Annotated in this window: 19 protein-coding genes; 11 read left to right on the top strand and 8 right to left on the bottom strand. The window is 50.4% G+C overall.

Annotated elements, in window-relative coordinates:
- Window positions 1–362: 362 nt before the first annotated feature.
- The 5 genes from topA (at window position 363) to acnA (ending at window position 7,753) form a co-directional block, all read left to right on the top strand.
- Window positions 363–2,960 carry a type I DNA topoisomerase gene (gene topA / locus E1B03_RS14310; RefSeq protein ID WP_133086445.1) on the top strand — a complete coding sequence of 866 codons (2,598 nt, stop codon included), beginning with the start codon at window positions 363–365 and terminating at the stop codon, window positions 2,958–2,960.
- Between the two features lie 209 nt (window positions 2,961–3,169).
- Window positions 3,170–4,144, top strand: coding sequence for an HTH-type transcriptional regulator CysB (gene cysB / locus E1B03_RS14305; RefSeq protein ID WP_103770752.1), 975 nt, complete (start codon window positions 3,170–3,172; stop codon window positions 4,142–4,144).
- A gap of 292 nt (window positions 4,145–4,436) precedes the next feature.
- On the top strand, window positions 4,437–4,598 hold the full coding sequence (locus E1B03_RS14300; protein WP_246044112.1) for a YmiA family putative membrane protein: 162 nt from the start codon (window positions 4,437–4,439) through the stop codon (window positions 4,596–4,598).
- 3 nt (window positions 4,599–4,601) lie between these two features.
- The gene (locus tag E1B03_RS26225; protein ID WP_165955319.1) at window positions 4,602–4,772 is read left to right on the top strand and encodes a hypothetical protein; all 171 of its coding nucleotides are present in this window, start codon (window positions 4,602–4,604) and stop codon (window positions 4,770–4,772) included.
- Between the two features lie 305 nt (window positions 4,773–5,077).
- A complete protein-coding gene (gene acnA / locus E1B03_RS14295) occupies window positions 5,078–7,753 on the top strand; it encodes an aconitate hydratase AcnA (protein ID WP_103770750.1) in 2,676 nt (891 codons plus the stop codon).
- A 50-nt stretch (window positions 7,754–7,803) separates the two neighbouring features.
- Here the strand turns inward: acnA and ribA are convergent, their stop codons facing one another.
- Window positions 7,804–8,394 (bottom strand): GTP cyclohydrolase II, encoded by a 591-nt coding sequence (ribA, locus tag E1B03_RS14290; RefSeq protein WP_003020601.1) that lies wholly within the window; start codon window positions 8,392–8,394, stop codon window positions 7,804–7,806.
- A gap of 202 nt (window positions 8,395–8,596) precedes the next feature.
- Here ribA and pgpB point away from each other — a divergent pair, with 202 nt between their 5' ends.
- The 5 genes from pgpB to yciH all read left to right on the top strand — a co-directional run bounded on the left by pgpB (window position 8,597) and on the right by yciH (window position 12,250).
- Complete coding sequence (gene pgpB, locus E1B03_RS14285; protein WP_103770749.1) at window positions 8,597–9,367, top strand: phosphatidylglycerophosphatase B; 771 nt, start codon at window positions 8,597–8,599, stop codon at window positions 9,365–9,367.
- A gap of 143 nt (window positions 9,368–9,510) precedes the next feature.
- On the top strand, window positions 9,511–9,819 hold the full coding sequence (locus E1B03_RS14280; protein WP_006684318.1) for a LapA family protein: 309 nt from the start codon (window positions 9,511–9,513) through the stop codon (window positions 9,817–9,819).
- Between the two features lie 6 nt (window positions 9,820–9,825).
- On the top strand, window positions 9,826–10,995 hold the full coding sequence (lapB, locus tag E1B03_RS14275; RefSeq protein WP_133086443.1) for a lipopolysaccharide assembly protein LapB: 1,170 nt from the start codon (window positions 9,826–9,828) through the stop codon (window positions 10,993–10,995).
- Window positions 10,996–11,185: 190 nt separating this feature from the next.
- A complete protein-coding gene (pyrF, locus tag E1B03_RS14270) occupies window positions 11,186–11,923 on the top strand; it encodes an orotidine-5'-phosphate decarboxylase (RefSeq protein WP_103770747.1) in 738 nt (245 codons plus the stop codon).
- On the top strand, window positions 11,924–12,250 hold the full coding sequence (gene yciH / locus E1B03_RS14265; protein ID WP_103770746.1) for a stress response translation initiation inhibitor YciH: 327 nt from the start codon (window positions 11,924–11,926) through the stop codon (window positions 12,248–12,250).
- 91 nt (window positions 12,251–12,341) lie between these two features.
- Here yciH and osmB read toward each other — a convergent pair whose 3' ends face one another.
- From osmB to fabI, 7 genes are all read right to left on the bottom strand, one after another.
- Window positions 12,342–12,560 (bottom strand): osmotically-inducible lipoprotein OsmB, encoded by a 219-nt coding sequence (gene osmB / locus E1B03_RS14260; RefSeq protein ID WP_043016156.1) that lies wholly within the window; start codon window positions 12,558–12,560, stop codon window positions 12,342–12,344.
- Window positions 12,561–12,827: 267 nt separating this feature from the next.
- The gene (yciT, locus tag E1B03_RS14255; protein ID WP_103770745.1) at window positions 12,828–13,580 is read right to left on the bottom strand and encodes a DNA-binding transcriptional regulator YciT; all 753 of its coding nucleotides are present in this window, start codon (window positions 13,578–13,580) and stop codon (window positions 12,828–12,830) included.
- Between the two features lie 95 nt (window positions 13,581–13,675).
- Complete coding sequence (locus E1B03_RS14250; RefSeq protein ID WP_103770744.1) at window positions 13,676–13,858, bottom strand: YciZ family protein; 183 nt, start codon at window positions 13,856–13,858, stop codon at window positions 13,676–13,678.
- Between the two features lie 182 nt (window positions 13,859–14,040).
- On the bottom strand, window positions 14,041–16,032 hold the full coding sequence (gene pdeR, locus E1B03_RS14245; RefSeq protein ID WP_103770743.1) for a cyclic di-GMP phosphodiesterase: 1,992 nt from the start codon (window positions 16,030–16,032) through the stop codon (window positions 14,041–14,043).
- A 265-nt stretch (window positions 16,033–16,297) separates the two neighbouring features.
- Window positions 16,298–18,232, bottom strand: coding sequence for an exoribonuclease II (locus E1B03_RS14240; protein ID WP_103770742.1), 1,935 nt, complete (start codon window positions 18,230–18,232; stop codon window positions 16,298–16,300).
- Between the two features lie 89 nt (window positions 18,233–18,321).
- Window positions 18,322–19,467 carry a CMD domain-containing protein gene (locus tag E1B03_RS14235; RefSeq protein ID WP_103770741.1) on the bottom strand — a complete coding sequence of 382 codons (1,146 nt, stop codon included), beginning with the start codon at window positions 19,465–19,467 and terminating at the stop codon, window positions 18,322–18,324.
- Window positions 19,468–19,667: 200 nt separating this feature from the next.
- Window positions 19,668–20,456 (bottom strand): enoyl-ACP reductase FabI, encoded by a 789-nt coding sequence (gene fabI / locus E1B03_RS14230; protein WP_103770740.1) that lies wholly within the window; start codon window positions 20,454–20,456, stop codon window positions 19,668–19,670.
- A 367-nt stretch (window positions 20,457–20,823) separates the two neighbouring features.
- Here fabI and E1B03_RS14225 point away from each other — a divergent pair, with 367 nt between their 5' ends.
- Window positions 20,824–21,513 (top strand): EAL domain-containing protein, encoded by a 690-nt coding sequence (locus tag E1B03_RS14225; protein WP_103770739.1) that lies wholly within the window; start codon window positions 20,824–20,826, stop codon window positions 21,511–21,513.
- Window positions 21,514–21,523: the final 10 nt, after the last annotated feature.

The raw sequence follows: 21,523 nt of genomic DNA, 5'->3' as shown, positions 1-21,523 counted from the left end.
AGCCCAGCTTATGGGCAAATATTCCCTGACATAAATGAAGGCTTTACGACGGTGTTACAACTGGCGAGATTTGTTTTTGCATGCTAATAAAGTTGCGTAACGCATTTTATCAGGTACAGTGTGACGCTTTCGTCAATCTGGCAACAGATTTGCTTGACATTCGACCAATACTTCGTCGTGCAAGAGCGTTTGTGAGAAAAAAAGCCTGTTAACTCAGTTACATGAGAGTTACATTACAAGCGCGAATCAGTTTAAGGGGTTGATATCCGCCGACGCAGAGACCATATCGATGTCTCGTCGCCAGTGGAAGGTGAATCAACGTGCGACGCATTCTGGAAGAATCAAATTAGGTAAAGGTGAATATGGGTAAAGCTCTTGTCATCGTTGAGTCCCCGGCAAAAGCCAAAACGATCAACAAGTATCTGGGTAATGACTACGTGGTGAAATCCAGCGTCGGTCATATCCGTGATTTGCCGACCAGTGGCTCAGCAACTAAAAAGAGCGCCGACTCAACCTCCACCAAAACGGCTAAAAAGCCCAAAAAGGATGAACGTGGCGCTCTCGTCAACCGTATGGGTGTTGACCCGTGGCACAACTGGGATGCGCGTTATGAAGTGCTGCCCGGTAAAGAGAAAGTTGTTTCTGAACTGAAGCAACTGGCTGAAAAAGCTGACCACATCTATCTCGCAACCGACCTTGACCGCGAAGGGGAAGCCATTGCGTGGCACCTGCGGGAAGTGATCGGTGGCGACGACACTCGCTACAGCCGCGTGGTGTTTAACGAAATTACTAAAAACGCTATTCGTCAGGCGTTTGAAAAACCGGGCGAGTTGAACATCGACCGTGTCAATGCGCAACAGGCGCGCCGCTTTATGGACCGCGTTGTGGGCTATATGGTGTCGCCGCTGCTGTGGAAAAAAATCGCGCGTGGTCTGTCAGCTGGCCGCGTGCAGTCGGTTGCCGTGCGTCTGGTGGTTGAGCGTGAACGCGAAATCAAAGCGTTCGTTCCAGAAGAGTTCTGGGAAATTGATGCCAACACGACCACGCCTGGCGGCGATGCGTTACCGCTTGAGGTTACGCATCAGAATGACAAACCGTTCCGCCCGGTCAACCGGGAACAAACGCTTGCCGCAGTTAGCCTGTTGGAAAAAGCGCGCTATAGCGTCCTGGAACGTGAAGATAAGCCGACAAGCAGCAAGCCGGGCGCGCCGTTCATCACCTCCACGCTACAGCAGGCCGCCAGTACGCGTCTGGGCTTCGGCGTGAAGAAAACCATGATGATGGCGCAGCGCTTGTATGAAGCGGGTTACATCACTTATATGCGTACTGACTCAACCAACCTGAGCCAGGATGCGGTGAACATGGTTCGCGAGTACATCAGCGATAATTTTGGCAAAAAGTATCTGCCGGAGAGCGCGAACCAGTACGCCAGCAAAGAGAATTCGCAGGAAGCACACGAAGCCATCCGTCCTTCAGATGTCGCTGTGCAGGCGGAATCGCTGAAAGATATGGAAGCTGATGCGCAAAAACTGTATCAGCTGATCTGGCGTCAGTTTGTTGCCTGTCAGATGACGCCAGCCAAATATGACTCCACCACGCTGACCGTGGGCGCGGGTGATTTCCGTCTCAAGGCGCGTGGTCGTATTTTGCGTTTCGATGGTTGGACGAAAGTGATGCCTGCGCTGCGTAAGGGCGATGAAGACCGCATTTTACCAGCGGTGGATAAAGGCGATACGTTGACGCTTATCGAACTGACGCCTGCGCAGCACTTTACCAAGCCGCCTGCGCGCTTCAGCGAAGCGTCACTGGTTAAAGAGCTGGAAAAACGTGGTATTGGTCGCCCATCCACTTATGCGTCGATCATTTCTACGATTCAGGATCGCGGTTATGTTCGCGTTGAGAACCGTCGTTTTTACGCTGAAAAAATGGGTGAAATCGTCACAGATCGTCTGGAAGAAAACTTCCGCGAACTGATGAACTACGATTTTACCGCACAGATGGAAGACAGCCTCGACCAGGTGGCGAATCACGAAGCCGAATGGAAGGGCGTCCTCGACAACTTCTTCACCGATTTTACTCAGCAGCTGGATAAAGCTGAGAAAGATCCTGAAGAGGGCGGCATGCGTCCGAACCAGATGGTGCTGACCAGCATTGATTGCCCAACCTGCGGACGCAAGATGGGTATTCGTACCGCCAGCACCGGCGTTTTCCTTGGTTGTTCCGGCTACGCGCTGTCCCCGAAAGAGCGGTGCAAAACCACCATTAACCTGGTGCCGGAAAACGAAGTACTGAACGTGCTGGAAGGCGACGATGCGGAAACGAACGCTCTGCGCGCCAAACGTCGCTGCCAGAAGTGTGGCACGGCGATGGACAGCTATCTTATCGATCCTAAGCGCAAGCTGCATGTCTGTGGTAATAACCCTACCTGCGATGGTTATGAGATCGAAGAGGGTGAATTTCGCATTAAGGGTTATGACGGTCCTATCGTTGAGTGTGAGAAATGTGGCTCTGAAATGCACCTGAAAATGGGACGTTTCGGTAAGTACATGGCGTGTACCAACGACGAGTGCAAAAACACCCGTAAGATCCTGCGTAACGGTGAAGTCGCTCCGCCGAAAGAGGATCCGGTTCCGTTGCCGGAACTGCCATGTGAAAAATCTGACGCGTATTTCGTGTTACGTGATGGCGCTGCAGGTATCTTCCTGGCGGCAAATACGTTCCCGAAATCACGTGAAACTCGTGCACCGTTGGTGGAAGAATTGTACCGCTTCCGCGATCGTCTGCCGGAAAAACTGCGCTATCTGGCAGATGCACCGCAGACTGACCCGGACGGCAACAAGTCCATGGTTCGCTTCAGCCGTAAAACCAAGCAGCAATACGTTGCCGCTGAGAAAGACGGTAAAGCGACCGGTTGGTCCGCGTTCTTCGTTGACGGTAAATGGGTAGAAGGGAAGAAATAACAGCATTTCGGCTGAATTTCTCCTCAAAAGGGTCGCGTAAGCGACCCTTTTTGTTTCTGGCATATTATTTTTTGTCATATCTATACAGCTCACATATAAATGATATAGTGGTTATAGTTAACAGACTTTTTATTATTAAATCGTATTAGCAGCGCCCGTGAGCCTGCAATGAAACGATGATTTGATGGCGCAAATCGGGATGGCTTAACATGAAATTACAGCAGCTTCGCTACATTGTTGAGGTGGTGAACCACAACCTTAATGTCTCCTCAACGGCGGAAGGGCTTTATACCTCCCAGCCCGGTATCAGTAAGCAAGTTCGTATGCTGGAAGATGAACTTGGCATCCAGATTTTTGCCCGTAGTGGTAAGCACCTGACCCAGGTTACGCCAGCGGGGCAGGAAGTCATTCGTATTGCGCGGGAAGTTCTGTCGAAGGTCGACGCCATTAAGTCCGTTGCTGGTGAACATACCTGGCCGGACAAAGGTTCGCTGTATATTGCCACCACGCACACTCAGGCGCGTTACGCGCTGCCGAACGTGATTAAAGGTTTTATTGAGCGTTATCCTCGCGTCTCACTGCACATGCACCAGGGATCGCCAACGCAAATCGCCGAAGCTGTCTCGAAAGGAAATGCAGATTTTGCTATCGCGACGGAAGCACTGCACCTGTATGACGATCTGGTGATGCTACCTTGCTACCACTGGAACCGTTCGATCGTTGTTACCCCCGACCATCCGTTGGCGGGTAAATCTTCCGTCTCTATCGAGGAACTGGCTCAGTATCCACTGGTAACCTACACCTTTGGATTTACCGGACGTTCGGAGCTGGACACCGCGTTCAATCGTGCGGGTCTGGAACCGCGCATTGTCTTTACCGCGACCGATGCCGATGTTATTAAGACCTACGTCCGTCTGGGCCTCGGTGTGGGGGTAATTGCCAGCATGGCGGTTGATCCTGTCTCCGATCCTGATCTGGTGCGGGTAGATGCGCATGATATCTTCAGTCATAGCACCACCAAAATTGGTTTTCGTCGCAGCACCTTTTTACGCAGCTATATGTATGATTTTATTCAGCGTTTCGCGCCGCATCTGACGCGCGATGTGGTGGATATGGCGGTGGCGCTGCGTTCCAACGACGATATTGAAGCCATGTTTAAAGATATTAAATTGCCTGAGAAGTAATAACGGCTGTAACCTCGTCGGTATCCTTAAACATAAAGGGATACCGACGACAAAATCTGAGCTATTCATTATTTTTCATCTATATATTAACCATATATTGTTTATGGTAAAGACTCACTAAAGTAGTTTCAAATTACTCAGCTTGCCAAAAATTCCTCGCAAATATTTATAATCGATCAAACAAATAATTTATTTATCAGGTCGAGTACGAAAATTAACTGGCTTTTTTACGCCTTTTTTATTAGGATTCCTCCTATCTGATGATTAATTGTACCGATTGTTTGGTGCCAAAATGATAAGTGATTTCGATAGCATGAGGTTAGCGATGTCTTCAGGAAACCAGCCAGCACGCAGGGATCCCGCGATGAAACGTAAAGCCTGGTTCGCTGTGTTTCTTGGCTCTGCCGTGTTCTGGATTATTATCGCGCTCGTGGCCTGGAACGTGTGGGGGTAGATCATGTCCGCACCGGAACAACGCGTCACCGTGGCGCCATCGCCTGATGACCTTGAACAAGAGAGTCAATGTGGTGCAGTGAATAAGCCGAATATTCCAGCGACCTGGAAACTCTCTCCTGAGCAGCGGGCGTTTATCGAGCTGTTTGAGGATGATGATGAGCAGAAACAATAATTGCGACGTATTTTATAAATATTATTAGTCCGTCTTCTTGTGTATCAAATAATTTATTCCGATTAAGTACGATAAGCCACGCTTATCAGCGTATTATCGATTGTGCCAGTGTTTGCTACACATTCACCGTATTATCTTTGACCGCTTAAACCTTTCTCCTTGCCATTTACTTCACCTGGCAGTTTTGACGCTCTCCACTTTTATCAATTTGAGTTGTTATCAAAGCGTTACATTTTGTTTGTGTTATCTTTAATACTAACCCTGAGGAAATCAGGGGATCCAACCCTGTCATTTAAGGAGGAGCTATGTCGTCGACCCTACGAGAAGCCAGTAAGGACACATTGCAGGTTAAAGATAAAACCTACCGCTACTACAGTCTGCCGCTGGCCGCAAAATCACTGGGTGATATCACCCGTCTACCTAAGTCGCTAAAAGTTTTGCTGGAAAACCTGCTTCGCTGGCAGGACGGAAATTCTGTTACTGAAGATGATATTTATGCGCTCGGGCATTGGCTGAAGACCGCCCATGCCGATCGTGAAATCGCCTATCGACCTGCTCGCGTTTTGATGCAGGATTTTACCGGCGTGCCGGCGGTGGTCGATCTGGCCGCCATGCGCGAAGCGGTGAAGCGTTTGGGCGGGGATACGGCAAAAGTGAATCCGCTTTCGCCAGTGGACCTTGTCATTGACCATTCGGTAACGGTAGACCGTTTCGGTGATGATGACGCTTTCGAAGAGAACGTTCGTCTCGAAATGGAGCGTAACCATGAGCGTTATGTGTTCCTGAAATGGGGACAGCAGGCATTCAGTCGTTTCAGCGTGGTACCGCCGGGTACGGGGATTTGCCATCAGGTTAACCTTGAATACCTGGGCAAAGCCGTCTGGAGCGAGTTACAGGACGGTGAGTGGGTGGCTTATCCCGATACGCTGGTCGGTACCGATTCCCATACTACGATGATTAATGGTCTCGGTGTACTGGGCTGGGGCGTTGGGGGCATTGAAGCCGAAGCGGCAATGTTGGGCCAACCCGTCTCTATGCTTATCCCGGATGTTGTGGGCTTTAAACTGGTAGGCAAACTGCGCGAAGGCATCACCGCGACAGACCTGGTTCTGACCGTCACCCAGATGCTGCGTAAGCACGGCGTGGTCGGTAAATTCGTTGAATTCTACGGCGATGGGCTGGACACCTTACCGCTGGCCGATCGGGCAACCATTGCGAACATGTCACCGGAATACGGCGCAACCTGCGGTTTCTTCCCGATCGATAGCATCACTCTTGAATATATGCGTCTGAGTGGGCGCAGTGAGGAGCAGGTCGACCTGGTTAGCGCCTATGCTAAAGCGCAGGGCATGTGGCGTAACCCAGGCGATGAACCCGTATTTACCAGTTCGCTGGAGCTGGATATGGGGAGCGTGGAGGCAAGCCTTGCCGGACCGAAACGCCCGCAGGATCGGGTTGCGCTGGCTGATGTACCGAAAGCGTTTTCGGCGAGTAATGAACTTGAGGTGAATAGCTCGCTTAAAGACCGTCAGCCAGTGGACTACACCATGAGCGGTCAGCAGTATAAGCTGCCGGATGGCGCAGTGGTAATAGCCGCAATCACTTCCTGTACGAACACCTCTAACCCAAGCGTATTGATGGCGGCGGGGCTGCTGGCGAAAAAAGCCGTGACGCTTGGTCTGAAACGCCAGCCGTGGGTGAAAGCTTCACTGGCGCCAGGATCGAAGGTGGTTTCTGATTATCTGGCACAGGCCGGGTTCACACCGTACCTTGATGAGCTGGGATTCAATCTTGTGGGGTACGGTTGTACCACCTGTATTGGTAACTCCGGACCGTTACCCGATCCTATCGAGACGGCCATCAAAAAAGGCGATCTGACGGTTGGAGCGGTGCTTTCCGGCAACCGTAACTTTGAAGGTCGTATCCATCCGCTGGTGAAGACTAACTGGCTGGCGTCACCGCCGCTGGTGGTGGCCTACGCGCTGGCGGGGAATATGAATATCAACCTGACGAAAGACCCGTTAGGTCATGACAGAAAAGGCGATCCCGTTTACCTGAAAGATATCTGGCCAACTGCCCAGGAAATCGCCCGGGCCGTTGAGCAGGTCTCTACCGCGATGTTCCATAAAGAGTATGCCGAAGTATTTGAAGGCACGCCGGAATGGAAAGCAATCCAGGTTGATCGGGCGGATACCTATGGCTGGCAGTCTGACTCGACCTATATCCGCTTGTCGCCGTTCTTCGATGGGATGCAGGCTACGCCGGATCCGGTCCAGGACATTCACGGCGCGCGTATTCTGGCTATGCTCGGGGATTCCGTCACCACCGACCACATTTCTCCTGCCGGTAGTATTAAACCGGACAGCCCGGCGGGGCGTTACCTGCAAAGTCACGGCGTTGAGCGAAAAGATTTTAACTCCTACGGTTCACGACGCGGGAACCATGAAGTGATGATGCGTGGTACCTTTGCCAATATTCGTATTCGCAATGAAATGGTACCCGGCGTGGAAGGCGGTATGACGCGTCATTTACCGGGAACTGAAGTGGTGGCCATCTATGATGCGGCTATGCAATACCAGCAGGAGAACGTGCCTCTGGCGGTCATTGCCGGGAAAGAATATGGATCTGGTTCCAGTCGCGATTGGGCGGCGAAAGGCCCACGTTTGCTGGGCGTTCGCGTGGTTATCGCTGAATCTTTTGAGCGAATCCACCGTTCTAATCTGATTGGTATGGGGATTTTGCCGCTGGAGTTTCCGCAGGGTGTCACGCGTAAAACGTTGGGACTAACCGGTGAGGAAGCGATCGATATTACGGACCTGCAAAACATTAAGCCGGGGGCGACCGTTCCGGTGAATATGGTACGTGCAGATGGGCGTAAAGAGGTGATTCTATGCCGCTGTCGTATTGATACCGCGACGGAGCTAACGTATTACCAAAACGATGGTATTTTGCACTACGTAATTCGTAATATGTTGAATTAAAATATAAAAAAAGCCTGCGAGAGCAGGCTTTTTTACAGGGGTGACAATGATTACTTGCCCAACAAATGTCCCATCTTGGCGGCTTTGGTGTCCAGATAATGTTCATTGTTTGGGTTACGGCCCACAATCAGCGGCACGCGTTCAACAATATTGATTCCCGCTTCGGTCAGGATTTCTACTTTCTTCGGATTATTGGTCAGTAAACGAACCTCATCCACACCCAGCAGCTTGAACATATCCGCACATAGCGTGAAATCGCGCTCGTCTGCGGCAAACCCTAACTGATGATTAGCTTCAACGGTGTCATAGCCCTGGTCCTGCAACGCGTAAGCGCGGATTTTGTTGAGCAGGCCGATGTTACGTCCTTCCTGACGGTGATACAGCAGAATCCCACGCCCTTCTTCAGCTATGTGGGTGAGGGCTGCTTCAAGCTGGAAACCGCAATCGCAACGCAGACTAAACAGCGCATCGCCAGTCAGACATTCCGAGTGGACACGCGCCAGAACAGGCGTCTGGCCTGTGATATCGCCAAATACCAGTGCGACATGATCGTGTCCGGTTGCCAGTTCTTCAAATCCCACCATCAGGAAATCACCCCAGGGGGTTGGCAGTTTGGCTTCTGCCACACGTTTAAGCTGCATGTAATTCTCCAGATTATGCTGGCACTCGTCGTGCCGTTGCCTGTCGGCTTCTGTTCTGTATTGCACTATTTTGCCATAAGGCAGCGACGTTCACCTAATCGCGACCACGTATTCGCTTTTGGAATGGCACAAAATTGTCAATTTTCCCGGAGTGCACATTTTTCAGTTATGATTGTGGGACTTATCGACAAAAGGAGAGGCAATGCTTTCTATTGCAAAGCGCACCGCCGCCGGGGCTGGACTGCTACTTATCATGCCGGTTGCCGTATGGGTATCAGGCTGGAGCTGGCAGCCGGGACACAATGTCTGGTGGTTAAAAGCGCTGTACTGGGTAACGGAAACGGTGACGCAGCCGTGGGGCATTATCACTCACGTGGTGCTCTGTGCATGGTTTCTGTGGTGCCTTCGCTTTCGCCTTAAAGCCGCGATAATGCTGTTTGCTATTCTGGCGGCAGCGATTTTAGTCGGTCAGGGCGTGAAGTCCTGGGTTAAAGATCGGGTGCAGGAGCCACGGCCCTTTGTCGTCTGGTTGGAAAAAACGCACCATATCCCGGTTGATGAGTTCTACACTTTAAAACGTAAAGAACGTGGGCACCTGGTCCAGGAACAATTGGCCGAACAGCAGGATATTCCAACGTTTTTACGCAAGCACTGGCAAAAAGAAACGGGTTTTGCTTTTCCATCCGGGCATACGATGTTTGCCGCCAGTTGGGCTTTGCTGGCCGTAGGGCTGTTATGGCCGCGCAGGCGCACGTTGACGATTGTGCTTTTGTTGACCTGGGCTACCGGCGTTATGGGTAGCCGTTTGCTATTGGGTATGCACTGGCCACGTGATTTGGTCGTGGCCACGCTGATTTCGTGGCTGCTGGTGACGTTGGCAACATGGCTCGCACAGCGGGTATGTGGGCCACTAACGCCGCCGGTGCAGGAGGCAAAAGAAATCGCGCAGCGTGAACAAGAAAGTCAGCGATGATTGATTTTTAAAATTTTGCCCTCAAATCAGAAAGCGGAAAGCGCTTTTCCGTTTCGCACTCGTTGTGAAAATGGTAATTTAAAGGGCTCAACGCGGTAAGTTGGACACGATTTATTCGCTCAAACCACATAACGGGAAGTAATGTGAAATATTTACTCATTTTCTTACTGGTGTTGGCGATTTTTGTTATTTCGGTGACATTAGGTGCGCAAAACGATCAACAGGTTACGTTTAATTACCTGCTGGCTCAGGGTGAGTATCGTATCTCTACGCTGCTTGCTGTATTGTTTGCCGCAGGTTTTGCGATTGGTTGGTTAATTTGCGGCCTTTTCTGGCTAAAGGTTCGTGTGTCTCTTGCGCGCGCCGAACGTAAAATCAAACGACTGGAAAACCAGCTTGCGCCTGCGACCGACGTTGCGGTATCTGCCGATTCGTCGGTTGTGAAGGAATAATTATTTATGTTGGAGTTGTTGTTTCTGCTTTTACCTGTAGCCGCTGCCTATGGGTGGTATATGGGTCGCAGAAGTGCGCAACAAACCAAGCAGGATGAAGCTAACCGTCTCTCCCGCGACTATGTCGCCGGGGTTAACTTCCTCCTGAGCAACCAACAAGATAAAGCGGTGGATCTGTTCCTTGATATGCTAAAAGAGGATACAGGCACCGTTGAGGCTCATCTCACCCTTGGAAATCTGTTCCGCTCTCGCGGTGAAGTCGATCGCGCGATCCGCATCCATCAAACGCTAATGGAAAGTGCCTCGCTGACCTACGAGCAGCGTTTGCTGGCCGTACAGCAGTTAGGGCGCGACTACATGGCCGCGGGTTTGTACGACCGCGCGGAAGACATGTTTAATCAGCTTACCGATGAAACAGATTTCCGCGTCGGCGCATCACAGCAGCTGTTGCAAATTTATCAGGCCACCAGCGAATGGCAAAAAGCCATTGATGTTGCGGAACGTCTGGTGAAGCTTGGTAAAGACAAGCAGCGCATTGAGATAGCGCATTTTTACTGCGAACTGGCCTTACAGCAAATAGGCAGCGACGAGATGGATCGCGCGATGACGTTGCTGAAAAAAGGGGCTGCAGCAGATAAAAACAGTGCACGGGTATCCATCATGATGGGACGCGTGTACATGGTAAAAGGCGATTATGCGAAGGCGGTTGAAAGCCTGCAGCGGGTAATTTCCCAGGACAAAGAGCTGGTCAGCGAAACGCTGGAGATGTTGCAAAGTTGCTACCAGCATCTGGGGAAAAACGATGAGTGGGCAGAGTTTTTACGTCGTGCTGTTGAGGAGAATACTGGTGCCGCCGCTGAGCTAATGCTGGCCGATATCCTTGAGGCGCGTGAAGGGACTGACACCGCCCAGGTCTATATCACTCGTCAACTGCAACGCCATCCTACGATGCGCGTGTTCCACAAGCTGATGGATTATCATCTCAACGAAGCAGAAGAAGGGCGTGCCAAAGAGAGCCTGATGGTTCTTCGTGATATGGTTGGGGAGCAGGTACGTAGCAAACCGCGCTACCGCTGCCAGAAGTGCGGTTTTACCGCGTATACGCTGTACTGGCACTGCCCATCATGTCGTTCATGGTCAACCATTAAGCCCATTCGCGGACTTGATGGGCTGTAATTTTTAAAAAAGCTCCACTTTAGTTACAACATACTAGTGGTGTGTCATAGATCCATCCTCAACCTCCGCTGCCAGATTCGTCCGGTAGAAATGTAATCGCGCCTGTTAATTTTCTATTACCGCAGGTAGAATGCACGCCGTTTACCCATTTTGCGCCACTGCAGGCGCCCATCCTCAGGAAGGTCTGGTCATGACGTTTACTGCTTCATCTTCTTCTCGTGCTGTTACTGATTCTCCTGTCGTTGTCGCTCTCGATTATTCCAATCGTGATAAAGCATTAGCTTTTGTCGACAGAATAGATCCTCGTGATTGCCGTTTGAAAGTGGGCAAAGAGATGTTCACGCTTTTTGGACCTCAGTTGGTTCGCGATCTACAACTGCGTGGTTTTGACGTCTTTCTTGATTTGAAATTTCACGATATTCCCAATACCACTGCACATGCCGTTGCAGCAGCGGCCGATCTTGGTGTGTGGATGGTTAACGTTCATGCATCTGGCGGGGCGCGTATGATGACCGCAGCCCGTGAGGCCTTAGTATCTTTTGGCAAGGACGCGCCGCTGCTAATTGCGGTGACGGTTCTGACCAGTATGGAAGCCAGTGACCTCGCCGATCTTGGTGTGACGTTGTCACCTGCAGAGCATGCTGAAAAACTGGCACGTTTAACGCAAAATTGTGGTCTGGATGGGGTCGTATGCTCAGCTCAGGAAGCGGTGCGCTTCAAGCAGGCGTTTGGTCAGGCATTTAAGCTGGTGACGCCGGGAATTCGCCCGGAAGGTAGCGAGGCGGGCGATCAGCGTCGTATTATGACGCCGGAGCAGGCGCAGTTAGCCGGTGTGGATTATATGGTGATTGGTCGTCCGGTCACGCAGTCGGCCGATCCCGCGCAGACGCTGAAGATGATCAATACCTCCCTGAAACGAGGTGCGTAAATGAATGACTCGAACTCTCGCCTGGTCTACTCAACCGACACCGGGCGAATTGATGAACCGAAAACGGCACCTGAGCGTCCTAAAGGCGATGGCATTGTCCGTATTCAGCGCCAGACCAGTGGCCGTAAAGGGAAGGGCGTGTGTCTGATCACCGGTATTGATCAAGACGATGCTGAACTGACCAAATTAGCCGCTGAACTGAAGAAAAAGTGTGGATGCGGTGGGGCGGTAAAAGACGGCGTGATTGAGATTCAGGGCGATAAACGCGACCTGATTAAATCGCTGCTGGAAGCCAAAGGAATGAAGGTTAAACTGGCAGGCGGTTAATAAAAAAAGCCACGGAAAAAATCCGTGGCTTTTTAATAATACAGACCTGAAAAAGTAAACGTATTATTATATCGAGCCGTTCAACCGTAGATTATTTACCCACCTGGTGGCCAATAATACCACCTACTGCAGCACCACCCAGCGTACCCAGCGCGCTGCCATCAGTCAGGACTGCACCACCTACTGCACCCGCACCAGCACCGATCGCGGTATTACGGTCTCGTTTGGACCAGTTAGAGCAGGCGCTCAGAGACATTGCCAGAGTAATCGCCAGAATGGCCGCGGTCATTTTTTTGCTCGTTACTAACATAATACTTTCTCCTGAATTATTGATTCACGGAATCCATAGTTCTTTAAGGATAGTGCCAAATTAAGACTATCGAAGATATTTCCGTGAAACTGTTAGCGAAGGCATGACAAACACTATCCTGAAGTTGGAGGTTCGTTCCTGTTATATCGCTAACATTAATTTTACGACTTTATCCTGTTAACGACAGGTAAAAAGTCTTAATTGGACTGTCAGATAACTCTCAGAGAGGAGATGATTTGCCTGCTGGCAAATCATCTCCTGAAGATTTTATGCGTGAGCGTCAATGATATTGACGGTTAATCCTGAATGCTCGAGCTGCATTTGTACGCTGGCGCTGAGCCTGGAGTCCGTCACTACGCGGCTGAATCGCGCTAATGGACCCAGGGTGTAAGGGTGAATGGCTTCGAATTTGGAGCTGTCGGTAAGCACAATGACTTCTGCGCCTTTTTCCAGCACCGCATTAACCACGTCAGAACGCATCATATCGCGTCCGGTAAAACCGGTATCTGCCTGCCAGCCATCAATGCCGATAAAGGCCTTACTAAAGTGTACCTGCTGAATAAACTGGCGAGTTAAGGGGCCGACCATACTCTCGCTTTTTTTCTGGTAAATACCACCGAGAAGAATCACCTCACAGGGCGTTTCTTTGAGAAGATGGGCAATGTAGCTGCTTACAGTAATGATGGTGACATCTTTTTGCTCAGCCAACGTTCTGGCCAGAAGCGCATTGCTGCTGCCATTCTCAATAAATACGGATTCGCCAGGACTGACCAGTGATGCAGCGAATTCAGCCAGTTCACGCTTTAGAGTGAAATTGGTCATCATGCGCGTCTCAACATCGTCACTGTTCAATGAAACAGCAAAACCATGTGCTCGGCGTAAATAACTCTGTTTTTCCAGCGTATTCAGATCCTGTCGAATCGTCACTTCTGAAACACCGGTGATTTTTGCCAGATCGGCGACGCTCATCTGACCTTTATCGGTCACCATCTGCAAAATAGATTGTTGTCGGGAATTCATAGTATTAATTTTATAGCGATATCGTATCGGAAATTAAACGGAAACTGCATTGTCCGCAGTTTGCTGATAGCAGCGACATCAAAAGCGCGATGTCATCAGATCTCCCACGGAGCCTTATGCTTTTTCACCAAAGATTCGGTATCTTCTTTGACCGTGTTTAACAGTTCAGCCTTCAGAATTTCAAGATTGTGAATGGCTGAGTGGTAATCACCTGCAACGAGGATATCCAGCACGGTATCAATACGTTCGGCCAGACGCTGAGCGTCGATATCAGACATGGTCATCATCCTAATGGCAATTGAGTTTGAATTTCATGATGCAGAATTTCATGGCAAAAGAGAAGGGAAAAATAGTATTAACCTCAACGATTGAAGAATATTATATATTCTGTGATTACATGCAGATACGATCCGCATGTAATGTCCATTTATGGCTATTCACTACGTTTAATTTCTCTGCATTAGCGCATTTTTTTACTTAGGTGCCGGCGATACCAACGTTCAAATGCGGCAGCTGGCATTGGTTTGGCGAATAAAAAACCCTGACGTTCATTGACGCCATTTTTGGTCAGAAATGCATCCTCTTTTGCACTTTCAACGCCTTCGGCGATGACCTGCAGGTTGAGCGCCTGTGCTACCGCAACAATGGCTCGCACTAGCGATTGTGAAATCGATTGTTTGTGTACATCTCTGACAAAGGTCTGATCCAATTTAATCGCATCAAGCGGGAAGCGGGCCAGTTGAGACAGTGATGAATAACCGGTACCAAAATCATCCAAATGGATTTGCGCTCCTAACTGGCTAAACTGCTGAATGACGGACAACGCCAGTTGCTCATTTTCAATCAAACTGCTTTCCGTTAATTCAACATCGATAGGGCAATACTCAAAATTGAGTTCCTGAAGTACCTGCTTAAGTGCGGTAAAAAGCGTCTGGTCGGCAAGCTGGCGGGCTGAAACGTTTACCGCTACGCGCAGGTTTATACCTTTGGCGCGCCATTTCGCGACCTGGCGCACAACGTCGAGAATAACCCAGCGACCCAGCGGGACGATGAGCCCCGACTCTTCGGCGTAGGAGATAAACTCCAGCGGTGGAATGAGGCCGCGTTCTGGTGACTGCCAGCGAACCAGCGCCTCCAGGCTGCGCACTTCACCGCGCCAGGTTATCTTTGGCTGATAATGGATAACCAGTTGATCGTTTTCCAGTGCCTTACGCAGATTGGTATCCAGCCACAGATATTCAAATACCCGCTGATTCATTTCCGGAGAGAACACACAGAACTGTCCGCGACCGCCTTCCTTCGCAGTGTACATGGCCGTATCCGCGTTACGAATGACACTCTCACAGTCCTGACCATGCTGCGGTGCGAGGGAAATACCAATAGAGCATCCGGTATAGACCTCAATCAGGCCGATGCGAAAGGGCTGGCGCAGGCGCGTCAGAATGCGTGATGCAGTGGCTTCCAGTGCGCCCTGGGATGTTTCGGTGGCAAGGACAATGAATTCATCGCCGCCAAAGCGCGCCAGTATCTGGTTGTCGTCGAGACAACTGAGGATTGCCAGCGATACGCTTTGTAAAAGCTGATCGCCAAACATATGCCCGTAGGCATCGTTCACCTTTTTGAAATTATCCAGATCGAGATACACAATGCCGACCTGCGTATCGCCCGCGTTTTCAATCGCGTTGCCGATCAGCTCATGAATTGCGTTGCGGTTTGGTAAGCCAGTGATGGAGTCTGTATTCGCTAATACCCGCAGACGCTCCTGTGCGCGGCGTTCTTCCGTGATATCCGTACCGGAACAGATCAGAAATATTTCATTCTTGCCGCTACCGTTATGCACAAACTTATTACGAAACAAAAACAGGCGCTGGCCTTTGCAGGTCTTCACCCAGCGCTCAACCTCATACGAGTTACCTTCGCGAAAAAAGACCTCGATGTTACGTCGCGAAGCCGCTGCCTCACGTCGACTCATAAACAGTGTGAATACACTTTGGCCAATGACTTCCCGTTCTTTGAGGCCGGTATACTCTTCGCACAGGCGATTAAAGCGCTGAATGTTGCCCATGCGATCAAGAATAACAATGACTGAATTGGCTTCAGAAACGACCTGCTCAGCAAATGAGAGCCCGTGTGCCAGATCGCGGGCGACGGAAGGGGTGTCATCCCAGGCGGATGCACTACCGGCCCATTCGCGCTTATTGATTTTTCGCCCGACCAGATGCACAGGTATGTCGTCATCTTCAATGGGTAACGTCATTAACAGACTTGACGTAATCACCGTCATCTCGCGAATGCGATCGGCTTGTTCTGGCCTTAGTTCGATGGTCTGATCGGCGGCTGACGTTTCGTCGTTAGAGAAATGCAAGATGTTGCAATCCTCTGACAAACGCCAGTAGGGGTTATGAGTGCCCACATAGCTATACAACGTAACCCGCTCCCGGACGTCTTTCATGATGTGTACTATCCCGTTTAAAGCGCATAGAGCCTCAAAAGTATAGGTAGCCATGATTCATTCAGGGTGATTATGGCTGAACGTATTGTTTTTTTTATATATTTATGTGTAATCCAGAATCCGTAAAAAGCAAAGCCAACGGAACTGAAAATAGTAAAAAAATAAATTTGACCGAATGAAAGAAGTGTAGTGCGTGGTGGGAAATTGGGCGGAAAAAAGAAAACGACCTTTCACAAAATGAGAAAGGTCGCTGGATGACTGGATGCTACACAGCTGGACGCGCGATAACGCTACGCGTCTCCATGCGAACTTCGGCGATGGTTACGTCAATCACATCCGTGACTTTATAAACCACTTCACCTTTAATTTGCACGGTGCCGCTTTCCTGGCTGCATACCAGTTCATCACGAACGGCGTGCAGGAACGGGGCTGGAATAAATGCAACTGCACCATTATCAACTAAACGCACGCGCATGCCGCCACGGCTGACGTCAATGATCTCGGCTGCAAAGCGGGTATCGGTCCCGGCTTTGTCACTCAGGAAACGGGCGTATAACCAGTCACCGACATCACGCTCAGCCATTCGGTTCAGGCGACGACGTTCCGCCATTTGTACCGGGGTATCATCCTGTGGGCGGGCGATGGTTTCACCTTTGATGACGGCCTTAAGCAGGCGGTGGTTGATCATATCGCCGTACTTACGAATAGGAGAGGTCCAGGTGGCATAAGCCTCCAGACCCAATCCAAAGTGCGGACCTGGCTCGATACTTATTTCAGCGTAAGACTGGAAGCGGCGAATTCGGCTGTCGAGGAAACCAGAAGGCTGCGCATCCAGTTCACGGCGCAGTTTGCAGAAACCTTCCAGCGTCAGAACCTCTTCGGCATCCACGTGCATACCATGGGTTTTCAGCAGTGCGGCCAGAGCGTCGGCGTTCGCTGGATCGAATCCCATATGGACGTTATAAATCCCAAAGCCCAGCTTGTCGCGAAGTACGCGGGCGGCGCAAATGTTTGCCGCAATCATGGACTCTTCCACGATACGGTTTGCGATACGGCGAGGCTCAGCGACGATGTCCAGCACTTCACCTTTTTCACCAAGAACAAAGCGGTAATCCGGGCGATCTTTAAATACCAGCGCATGGTTATGACGCCACTCACCACGGCTCAAGCAAATACGATGCAGAAGACGGATTTGTTCGGCAATCGCGTCGTTTTCAGGCTGCCAGTCACCGGCGCCTTCCAGCCAGTCGGAGACATTGTCGTAGGCCAGCTTCGCTTTCGATTCAATCGTCGCTGCGAAGAAGGTAATGTTGTCTTCAATCGCGCCATCCGCGGTGATGGTCATCCGGCAAGCCAGAACCGGACGCTCAACGTTTGCTCGTAGAGAGCAGAGATCGTCAGACAGTTCACGTGGCAACATCGGGATGTTGAACCCCGGCAGATAGTTAGTAAACGCGCGAATTTTTGCCGTTTTATCCAGTTTGCTGCCTTCTGCAATCCAGGCAGTAGGATCGGCAATGGCGACAGTTAATTGCAGTTTGCCGTCGGCCAGTTCTTCAGCGTAGAGCGCATCGTCCATATCTTCAGTGCTGGCGCTGTCGATGGTGACAAAGTTGAGAGCGGTTAAGTCTTCACGAACCAGACCTTCATCCAGCATCTCAGTTGCCACACCGTCCGGCGCTTCTTTTTCGAGATTATGGCGCGCCAGCGTGACCCACCACGGGACAAAGTGGTCATCAGCAAAAGTGATAAATTGGGTTAACTCGGCATAGAAAGTGCGATCGCCTTTCAGCGGGTGGCGGCGCATTTCAGCTACGGCCCAGTCACCTTCTTTAAATTCATGTTCAACGCCGCGGGCGGCACGGCAAGGGATAGCATCTTTTAGTAACGGATGATCCGGCACAATGGACAGGCGATCATTTTTGCCCTGAACTTTACCCACGAAACGCGTCAGGAAGGGTTCGATCAGTTCTTCCGGCTCGGCAGATTCACGATCTTTTTCTGTATGGATAACCGCAACAATGCGGTCGCCATGCATCACTTTTTTCATCTGCGGCGGCGGAATGAAATAGCTTTTTTGTGCATCGACTTCCAGGAAGCCAAAGCCTTTTTCCGTGGCTTTTACCACCCCTTCAGCACGTGGCGTCTGGGAATGTAGTTGCTGTTTAAGCTGCGCTAGCAGCGGGTTGTCCTGAAGCATAATTGTCTATTTTCGTGGCTAAAAGAGCGGCTGACAGTTTTACGCGATTCTATCAGTTGCGGCAAGCGCTCTTTCAGTAAGTGGATCGGTTAACAAGTCTCGCCAAGCGCGATTTTCAAGCGATTCAACCATCCGCACAATCCGCTCCAGGCCAACAGGTTAATCGCTTGTTCGGAAGAGATGCCCTGATCGAACAAGGAGGTTAACAGCGCGGGGCTAAAGCGGTCGGGCGCTCGGGTCAGCCATTGTACCGCTTGCAGGGTGACGCGCTCAACCGGATGTCGTTGTTCCCAACACGGTAGTTCACGTTCATCCAGGCGAAGCAGGGCTATGACGTCGGCTAATTCATTTGCAGAATGCGCCAGTTCATTAAAGCAAGCTACGCTACCGTTAATCCGTGACGTCATTAGCGCCGCCAGTGTAAATGTCCGCGTCGATACAGCGCTACGCCGGGTACTGGAAATCAGCGTCGCGAGTAAGTCCATAATAACCGGTGCATGTATCAGTAATGACGCTAACGCTTGCAGTTCATCGGGATAACGTCTCGTCGTCGCTTCATGATGGTCAGGATGTTTTTCGATCGGGAAGGGCGCAGCGTGCCAGGTTGTGTTTGTTGCGCTAAATGGCGAAGCCTGAGCGAATTGCTGTATATCCAGTCCCGGAATTCGGCGTACCGGATGTCCGACCCAGGCCTGAAACAGGGCCACAATACGGGCCTGAAAACCGACAAAGCCAATGATTTGATTAATTAAAATGCTATCGCTGGTAGTCAGCCCGACCGCATCCAGATGCTGGCGATCGCGTGCGCCTATCACCTCAGGAGAGCTGGCAAGTTGGCGAGCATATTGGGTAATTTGTGCCAGTCGATGGTTACTCTCCCGGGACGAGTCTGGACCAGGAAGCGGTGTTAAACGCGCGGCATAGTGATTACATAATCGCTGGACGCCATACACCTGAGCGACGGTTAAGGCTGTACTCATCCGTTCATAGGCACTGAATGTGTGCATTTGACTCAGGTTGACGTGAACCGGGAAGAGAATCTGGGCAAGTTTACGGGCAGGGGCTAACCAGGATTGAAAGGGCAAAAGCGCGTCATCAGGTATCGCCAGATCCAGTAAAAAGCTGTCGTCGACATCAGCGGCTTCCGGCACCAGGGGCAGAACATCTTGTGGATACGTGCTGGATTGCGTCTCATGATACCAGTGGCTTTTGCCTTCAATTCGGCGTTGTTCCATGGGCGGTCCTTGATCTAAAAAGTGGCGACCCGGACACGTCGTCATACCACTACGCCGGATCGTTTGCGCAGCAATATCCTGACGTAAGCAGATGAGGGGATGAAAGATTGTTACGTGATAATAAATATCAGAAAAGCATATATGGCAGTGAGCAAAGGCGAGTCATGGGCGGCGCAACACCGCCCATCGAGGAGTTAGGATTATTTCAGTTCCAGCTCATTCATTGCAGCGATACTGAAGCCACCATCGACGTGAACGACTTCCCCAGAGATGCCGGCGGCAAGATCGGAGCACAGAAATGCTGCGGAGTTGCCCACATCTTCAATGGTAACGGTACGACGAATTGGTGTAACCGCTTCACAATGTGCCAGCATTTTTCGGAAATCTTTGATGCCTGAAGCCGCGAGCGTACGAATTGGGCCCGCGGAAATAGCGTTCACACGCACGCCCTCCGGCCCCATCGCGTTAGCCATATAACGGACGTTCGCTTCCAGTGACGCTTTCGCCAGACCCATCACGTTGTAGTTAGGGATAGCGCGTTCTGCACCAAGATAGGAAAGGGTCAGTAGCGCAGAGCCTGGGTTCAGCATGGCGCGGCAAGCTTTTGCCATCGCCACAAAGCTATAAGCGCTGATGTCATGAGCAATTTTAAAGCCTTCGCGAGTAACCGCATTCACATAGTCGCCATCCAGTTGGTCAGCAGGTGCGAAACCAATGGAGTGCACGAAACCATCAAATTTCGGCCAGGTTTTGCCCAGCTCAGTAAACATTGCATCAATGCTGGCGTCTTCAGCCACATCACACTGCAGTACGATACTGGATCCGAGTTGAGCTGCAAATTCTTCCACACGACCTTTAAGCTTGTCATTCTGGTAGGTGAACGCCAGTTCAGCACCTTCGCGATGCATTGCCTGCGCAATACCCCAGGCAATGGACAATTTGCTGGCAAGACCCGTTACCAGAATACGCTTACCGGAAAGAAAACCCATAAGTTTAATCCTTATAGTCATTGCTTATTTTTAGCAATCAATGAGTTATGATCACAATTTCAAGGTTGCTCGAAATGGGACTGCAATTATATCCCACTCTCCCTGGTTAAGCCCCATTCATTCTGTGATGCGTTGGGAATAGAGAAAATACAAGGCTTTAAAGGCATCATAGTGGTATTATTAACGGCTAGCTTATGTTTATAAACATAGCAAGGTAAGAACTTTCTTAAAACAAAAAATATGACCACATTCAGTTCGTTATGATATATTGTTTTTATCGATCGATATTGATTCATTGATCGATATTATTGATTGATTGTGATTAAAAGTGCATTATCAGTAGGTTATGATCAATTGGAGTGGTCTTATGCACTATCATTTCATCGCGGAACCGATGAGAGACACAACTGATACGTTACTGGGTGTTGAGATTAGCCCCCGGTTTGCTTCAGATACGGTTTCGCCGTTACATCCTGAGTTCATCATTTCAGCGTGGAATAGCGAACAAAAGCGTAATTTCATGCTCGAGCAAATTCGATTAATTGCTGAAAAGCGTGATTGGTTTGAGAACAATAAACTTCTCTGTACCCTGAATCTCATTGATGAAATGGCGCTGCTGGCGATTGGTGACCCGGTCATCAAATCTGCATTACATGCAATGCCATTTATCGCGCTGGAACTTTCAGAGCGTTTCCTGACGAATACTGCGTGCCTGAATAATCTGCTGATTAATTCACTTTGCGACGGTCCAAACGCGTTATGGCTGGGCGACCTGGGTTCCGGCAGCATTGGGGCCGGTCCGTTGGTTTGCGGTCGTTTTGATGTTGTAAAACTGGATCGCGGTTTTTTCCTGGAGCAGGTTGAAAAACCGATGTTCCCGGTGCTTATTAAAAACATCCGCGAATATTGCGATCGAATTGCAGTGGAAGGAGTGGAAGCTTTACACCTTATCGATGAGGTTAGCGCTGCGGGTGTGTGGGCAATGCAGGGGCCGCTTTTTCCTTCGGTCGCTTTTACCGAGGTTGATACACTGCTTTTACCCAGTGTTTGTCACTGATTGCAAAACT

It is taken from the genome of Citrobacter arsenatis (assembly GCF_004353845.1).
GTDB classification, from domain to species: domain Bacteria; phylum Pseudomonadota; class Gammaproteobacteria; order Enterobacterales; family Enterobacteriaceae; genus Citrobacter; species Citrobacter arsenatis.
This window is presented reverse-complemented; position numbering and strand designations above follow the sequence as displayed.